This is a genomic window from Aeromonas genomosp. paramedia (assembly GCF_023093515.1).
Taxonomy (GTDB): domain Bacteria; phylum Pseudomonadota; class Gammaproteobacteria; order Enterobacterales; family Aeromonadaceae; genus Aeromonas.
The window spans coordinates 554,527-560,526 of the sequence record NZ_JAAROG010000017.1 but is presented as its reverse complement, the minus strand read 5'-3'; the positions used below and the strand labels follow the sequence as shown (position 1 = coordinate 560,526).

Annotated in this window: 8 protein-coding genes and 1 other RNA gene; 4 read left to right on the top strand and 5 right to left on the bottom strand. The window is 56.5% G+C overall.

The genetic code is table 11. From position 1 onward, the window contains the following. Together HB860_RS13155 and HB860_RS13150 are read left to right on the top strand one after the other, a co-directional pair. The coding region (locus tag HB860_RS13155; protein WP_247626931.1) for an inovirus Gp2 family protein at window positions 1-457 on the top strand (457 nt) is incomplete at its 5' end. A gap of 1 nt (window position 458) precedes the next feature. Next, on the top strand, window positions 459-1,109 hold the full coding sequence (locus tag HB860_RS13150) for a hypothetical protein (protein WP_247626930.1): 651 nt from the start codon (window positions 459-461) through the stop codon (window positions 1,107-1,109). 175 nt (window positions 1,110-1,284) lie between these two features. Here the strand turns inward: HB860_RS13150 and HB860_RS13145 are convergent, their stop codons facing one another. From HB860_RS13145 to smpB, 3 genes are all read right to left on the bottom strand, one after another. Next, window positions 1,285-2,523, bottom strand: coding sequence for an integrase domain-containing protein (locus tag HB860_RS13145; protein WP_247626929.1), 1,239 nt, complete (start codon window positions 2,521-2,523; stop codon window positions 1,285-1,287). A gap of 164 nt (window positions 2,524-2,687) precedes the next feature. Continuing rightward, window positions 2,688-3,047, bottom strand: a transfer-messenger RNA (tmRNA) gene (gene ssrA, locus HB860_RS13140). Window positions 3,048-3,169: 122 nt separating this feature from the next. Further along, window positions 3,170-3,658, bottom strand: coding sequence for an SsrA-binding protein SmpB (smpB, locus tag HB860_RS13135; protein ID WP_041206169.1), 489 nt, complete (start codon window positions 3,656-3,658; stop codon window positions 3,170-3,172). A gap of 240 nt (window positions 3,659-3,898) precedes the next feature. Between smpB and HB860_RS13130 the strand changes: the two genes are divergently transcribed. Beyond that, entirely contained in the window at window positions 3,899-4,333 is a 435-nt protein-coding gene (locus tag HB860_RS13130; RefSeq protein WP_139435216.1) for an SRPBCC family protein, read from the top strand. Then, the gene (locus HB860_RS13125) at window positions 4,326-4,685 is read left to right on the top strand and encodes an RnfH family protein (protein ID WP_202046383.1); all 360 of its coding nucleotides are present in this window, start codon (window positions 4,326-4,328) and stop codon (window positions 4,683-4,685) included. Before HB860_RS13130 ends, HB860_RS13125 begins: the two co-directional genes overlap by 8 nt. Window positions 4,686-4,773: 88 nt before the next feature. Here HB860_RS13125 and HB860_RS13120 read toward each other — a convergent pair whose 3' ends face one another. Both HB860_RS13120 and HB860_RS13115 read right to left on the bottom strand, forming a co-directional pair. Further along, the gene (locus HB860_RS13120; RefSeq protein WP_247626928.1) at window positions 4,774-5,409 is read right to left on the bottom strand and encodes an NAD(P)H-binding protein; all 636 of its coding nucleotides are present in this window, start codon (window positions 5,407-5,409) and stop codon (window positions 4,774-4,776) included. A gap of 125 nt (window positions 5,410-5,534) precedes the next feature. After that, window positions 5,535-5,873 carry an outer membrane protein assembly factor BamE gene (locus HB860_RS13115; protein WP_005325779.1) on the bottom strand — a complete coding sequence of 113 codons (339 nt, stop codon included), beginning with the start codon at window positions 5,871-5,873 and terminating at the stop codon, window positions 5,535-5,537. Window positions 5,874-6,000: the final 127 nt, after the last annotated feature.

Genomic DNA, 6,000 nt, shown 5'->3' with positions numbered 1-6,000 from the left:
TAACCCCATGTCCGGGTGGATCACTTTTCAATCGGCGAAATTAGCCAGAGTGGATCAGTTTTCGGTCGGCGTTGACAGACAGCCAGCCTTCCCTGCATATATCTGGGTGCGCGAGCAGGACTCTAGTGCCAACCCGCATTACCACGTGGTGCTGCTTTTTAATAAAGACATTTATGCGTACTTGGGAGATTACCGTAACGCCGAGGCCGACAACATGGCCCTTAGGATACAGCGTGCTTGGTGTCGTGCCCTTGGGCTCTCTCACCCGGACTATGCGTCTTTAGTGCATTTTCCGAAGAACCCTGCGTACGTATTTGACCGCCGTGCTGCGACGGTACATTCCCCTGTGTTTCGCGAGTTTTTATTGCGAGCTGCTTATTTAGCGAAGACCCGAACAAAGGTTCCCGGTCAGCGTAATTTTGGTAGTAGTCAACTTTTTGGAAAATCAGGAGAGTAAGATGACGGAAATGAACAAGAGTGAAGTAGTAGGAGAAAAGGTACAGCCAGAGTTTGAGCAGTATATGCATATGCCTACTGTATGCGGTGGTTTAGCGCATTATGATCTAAAGCCAGTCCTGACGAAGGATATTCTGCGGCTATTGTGGTGGGAGGCAACTGACCCAGTATCGACGCGTTATGCGTTTAGCTTGGAAATCTATTTCGGTGCTCGGCATTTTAATGATGTTTGCATTGCGTCAGAGTGGTTAGCCACCTCTCTGGCATCGAGTACTGAGACTCGAGCTTTATTTAAAGAGTTGGAATGTGTGGTCTGCCGTGTGAGTCGCTCTCACGACATGACGTTGGTGCGCATGGTCTTCTTATTCAGTGACTGTAAACAAGCGACAAGGCCTGAGTGGTTTGCCTATCGAGTGGCAGAATACTGGCGTGAGTGCATCTTGCGGCGCTTTCGTTTCTGCAAAGAAGTAGAACGACTTCCAATGGAACCAGGCTTGGGGCGTGTGGCATACCACTGTATAGACCAAGAGGAGACTGCGCTAACCGTGTTCGAATGGCTAATGAGTGGGCACCGGCTTTACGGTGATAACGCTACACAGGCGGAGTATTTCTGCGGTCGTCACATTAAAAGGCAGGAGGCGGGATCTTTATAGGTTCTTGTCGCAGGAGAGAGCCAAGGCTCTCCCCTGTATCTAATGTTGTATCAGGCAAACCTCAACGAGTAGTGATCACATCCAACAGGATCATCTGATACTTGTTTTTGTGGGGCCCAAAGGAGTCCTAGCATCTTCTGCTTTATTGATAATCAGTTTGGGGCCAGTAAATAACTTAACCAGCCATTGTTGGTTGTATCCATGTCAGCGCTGAGCCGATCTTGGATGCGGCATCTATATGCTCTGACCACCAGACCATCATTTCTCTGCGACGTTCCAGATAATCCGTGCGGTTATAGGCGCTACGCACCTCGTCCTTGTCAGAATGTGACAAGGCGGACTCGATAACGTCTCGATCAAATCCTCTCTCGTTAAGGGTTGTGCTGCCCAAGGCTCGCAGGCCATGAGCGACCAAGGTCCCTTCATATCCCATTCGTTTTAAGGCCGCATTGGCTGTTTGCTCGTTGGTGTGCGTTTTAGGGTTACGGATACCAGGGAAGATAAATTCACGATGGCCGCTGATCGGTCGCATGAGTTCCAGATAGGCAAGGGTCTGTGGTGTTAATGGCACATCATGACCTCTGCGCTTCTTCATTCTCTCTGGTGGGATCCGCCAGAGTTTCTTTTCCATATCGATCTCTGCCCACCGGGCTCCGGCTGCTTCGCTGGGGCGAGCCAAGGTATGCAGGCTCCATTCGATAAGGCAGCGGGTCTGCAAATTGATACTGGCTTTCGATAGCCGATTCATCAGTTCCGGCAGCTGGTTTGGATTAATGCTGGGCATGTGCTGTTTGGCTGGACGTTGAAATACCTTGCTGATCCCCGAGCAAGGGTTGGCATCGATCAGACCAGAGTTGACGGCAAAGGTCATGATCTCGTTCACCCGCTGGGTGAGACGACGCACAGTTTCGAGTTTTCCAGCAGCGGCGATGGGTTCGATGATCTTGATGGCTCTCTGCGCTTTTATCTCCATCACGGGCACAGTGCCAATTTCGGGGAAGAGGTACATTTCGAGCGAACGCCAGAGATCCTCAGCATATGCTGGGGTGACGGAAGGACGCTTAACATCAAGCCAGCGCTTGGCGACGGCTTCAAAGGTGTGCTCGCTCAGCGATAACGCAGCGGATACCTGCTCGTCACGATGGTGTTGGGGATCGATGTTTTGTTGCAGCAACGTTTTGGCTTCGGAGCGCTTCTCTCTCGCGTCAGCCAATGACATCGTAGGGTATGAGCCGAAGCTGATCATGTTTCTCTGTTTAGTGAGAGGGCGGTAGTAACGAAGGCGCCACAACTTGGAACCATTGGGCTTGATGACGAGCTCCAGGCCCGCGCCGTCGCAGAGGGTGTATTCCTTCTCCTTGGGCTTGGCTGCTTTGATCTCGGTTGGGGACAAGGGGCGGGTGATACGAGGCATAGGCATACGCTCCTGAAGGTATACAGAACCATATACCTAACGATATGCCTAAAAGGGCTGGATGGCAACGCATCCCATTGGACAGCGTAAGACAACAAAAAACCCGCAAAGCCTTACGCTCTGCGGGTTTCTTGGACTTCGTTGGTCACTGTTGGACCGGTATTTGGTGGAGCTGGGGGGATTTGAACCCCCGTCCAAAATTACTACATCCTCGGTACTACATGCTTAGTCACTCTTTACATTCGCCAACACGCTGCGGAGAGACACGCCACGCATTGACTAGCTCGATTGGTTTTAATGCTTCCGCCCCGAGCAGGACTTCCACACGATCCTGTGAAGGATGACCTTCCAATTCCCTAGGACACAGGCAAGCTAGGGGAGAAGGGCTCAGCGCAGGTTATTAAGCTGCGAGTGCGTAGTTTTCGTCGTTTGCGACTATTTTTTTGCGGTTTGTTAACGAGGCCTACCGCACCTCGGCATGCACCTTGGGTTTCGTGAATCTTGTCGAATCCAGAATCAGCCCCAAGTTGTCAAAAGCGATTGTACGCAAAAATCCTGCCATGGCAAGGCGTTGATGGCAATCGACCGGCACGGGCCGGTCGATTGCTGGTTTATTGGTCGCCGCACGGGTGCTGGCGGCGCACAATCAACCGCGGTTCTTGTTCTTCATGATGCGGGCCTTCTCCCGGTCCCATTCCCGGGCCTTGGTGTCTTCCCGCTTGTCGTGCTCTTTCTTGCCCTTCACCAGGCCGATCTCGACCTTGACCCAGCACTCTTTCCAGTAGAGTGCCAGCGGCACTATGGTGTAGCCCTGGCGGGCAACCAGGCTCTCGAGCTTGTCGAGCTCACGGCGGCTCAGCAGCAGCTTGCGGGTGCGGGTCGGGTCACACACCACGTGGCTGGAGGCGGCGTTCAGCGGCAGGAAGCTGGAGCCGAACAGGAAGGCTTCGCCCTGCAGGAAGATGACATAGGCTTCGCTGATGTTGGCCTTGCCCGCCCGCAGGGATTTGACTTCCCACCCTTGCAGGGACAGACCGGCTTCCACGCGCTCTTCGATGAAGTACTCGTGGCGGGCGGTTCTGTTGAGTGCAATGGTGCTGGACCCGGCTTTGTTTTTACTGTTCTTTTTGCTCATGACGGGGGCCTTCGGCAATGTTTAGGAAGGCGCATTATACGTGGGTGGCGGCGGCTGTAAAACGCGCAACCACTCGAGTGGCGGCTTTGTGAGCAGTTCGGTGATGTTTTTGGCTGGCAAGGTGGTGTAAAGCTGGTCATCAGGGGCGGCAATTGCGCGCGTGGCGGCCAGGTGAGCAGTTTCGGCGGTGATTTTGGCTGACAAGGTGATAAAATCGGCCCGATTGGATGAGGAAAGCCCATGCCCCGTATTACTCGCAGTGCCCTGGTGATGTTCAGCGCGGAACAGATGTTCCGTCTGGTCAACGATGTTCACGCTTATCCCGAGTTTCTGCCCGGTTGTGTCGGTAGCCGCGTTCACGAGACCGGTGAGGACTACATGATGGCTTCGGTGGATGTGGCCAAGGCGGGCATCGCCAAGACCTTTACCACCCGCAACCAGCTCGATACCAATCGACGAATCAAGATGGAGCTGGTGGAAGGTCCCTTCAAGACGCTGGCGGGCTGGTGGACCTTCACGCCGCTGGACGTGGATGCCTGCAAGGTGGAGTTCGATCTCGACTTTGAATTTACCTCCAAGCTGATCGAGCTGGCCTTTGGCCAGATCTTCCGTGACCTGGTGAGTTCCATGGTGCTCGCCTTCTCCAACCGCGCCAAGGTGGTCTACGGTGTCTGATCTGCTCAATATCGAAGTCGCCTATGCCCTGCCCGAGCGACAAACCGTGCTGTGCATCCGGGTGGCCCCGGGCACCAGCGTGCTGGCTGCCATCGAACAGTCCGGCATAGTGCAGAAGCACCCGGAGATCGATCTCTCGGTCAACAAGTTCGGCATCTACAGCCGTCCGGTCAAGGGGAGCGAGCCGGTGCAGGACGGGGATCGCATCGAGATCTACCGCCCCCTCATCGCCGATCCCAAGGAGATGCGCAAGAAGCGGGCCGAGAAGGCCAAGGAAGAGGGGCGGGCCGACGTGGTCACCGGCGGGCGCCCAGACGTGCACCGCAAGCGGGACGATGGCGAATCGACCTGATGCGGGGAAGGCCGAGCAATGAAAAGAGGCGCCATGGCGCCTCTTTTCTATTGGATGTTTTACCACAGGGGCTGCACTGGCCTGGGCCTTACAGGGTGAGCAGCCGCTCGTTCTGCACTATCTCTACCCCCTGAGCCTGGTTGGCGAGCACCGTCATGGCATGGGCCACCTGGCTCGCCTCTATGGCCCGCCAGCGCCTGAGGGGTCCTTGCAGCAGGGGCTTTATGCAGGGATAGATGGCTTGAACTAGCTGCTCGGAGCGGCGCGGAGGCTCGCGATGGCCGAGCAGCATGGCGGGGCGCAGTATGACGAGTCGCTGCCACGCCTGCGCCAGCAAGGCCTGCTCCATCTCGCCCTTGGTGCGGGGATAGAGGGCGGGCGCGCGCGGGTTGGCCCCCAGGCTGGAGACGACCAGCAGGCGCCGGCAGCCGTGGCGGCGGGCGAGGGCGGCAAAGGCCAGCACATAGTCGTGATCGACCCGGCGAAAGGCCTCATCGGAGCCGGCGTCCTTGCGGGTGGTGCCGAGGCAGCAGAAGGCCATGTCGACGGAGCCGGGCAGCGCCACCTCGTCGAGGTGTTCGAAGTTCACAGGCAGCCAGTGCCGGTTGGGGGTGGCCTCGCCCGGCTGGCGGCAGAGCAGGGTCAGCTGGTGCTCGGGGCCGAGCTGGCGGATGAGGGCCTGGCCGATCAGGCCGGTTGCCCCGGCGATCAGGATCTGGCTCATGTGATCTCCTTGAGGGGATGATGAGGGGCGTTGACGTCCTTGATCATGGTTCAGGGAGCGCCCCTGCGAAACCCGATCGAAGGCCAGACAAGAGAAAACCGGCCTTGGCCGGTTTTATGATGCTGTCAGAGCGGGGTGGTGAAGGCGGCGGGGAGGGGGAAGTCACCCGTGGCGGTGGCGAGTCTGTCGCCCACGAAGTTCAGGGTCAGCTCCTTGCGCTCCTTGTCACCACGACCTGGCTGGAACTCATAGAGATAGTACCAGGTGTTGGGGTCAAAGCCGTCGCGCAGCATGGGAGAACCCAGCACGAACTCGACCTGCTCGCGGGTCATGCCCTGGCGCAGCTTGTCGACCTGCTTTTGTTCCACATAGTTGCCCTGAGGAATATCGATGCGATAGACCAGGCTGCAACCGGACAGGGTGAGGGCGGTCAGGGCCGCGGCAATCAGGTGTTTCATCCGCATATCGGGTTCAGATCATCCATACAGTCTTTTTTAGCTCGGCAAATCATACCCACTCCCCGTGCGGAAGTAAAAAGCCATTGATCCTCCTGCCAATAAAAAGGGCCGCGTGGCGGCCCTGACACACAAT

Excerpts from the sequence above, each read along its gene's own strand:
- HB860_RS13115 (WP_005325779.1), bottom strand. The coding sequence starts at position 5,873 with ATGCGGATGAAACACCTGATTGCCGCGGCCCTGACCGCCCTCACCCTG.
- HB860_RS13145 (WP_247626929.1), bottom strand. The coding sequence starts at position 2,523 with ATGCCTCGTATCACCCGCCCCTTGTCCCCAACCGAGATCAAAGCAGCC.
- HB860_RS13130 (WP_139435216.1), top strand. The coding sequence starts at position 3,899 with ATGCCCCGTATTACTCGCAGTGCCCTGGTGATGTTCAGCGCGGAACAG.
- HB860_RS13120 (WP_247626928.1), bottom strand. The coding sequence starts at position 5,409 with ATGAGCCAGATCCTGATCGCCGGGGCAACCGGCCTGATCGGCCAGGCC.
- HB860_RS13150 (WP_247626930.1), top strand. The coding sequence starts at position 459 with ATGACGGAAATGAACAAGAGTGAAGTAGTAGGAGAAAAGGTACAGCCA.
- smpB (WP_041206169.1), bottom strand. The coding sequence starts at position 3,658 with ATGAGCAAAAAGAACAGTAAAAACAAAGCCGGGTCCAGCACCATTGCA.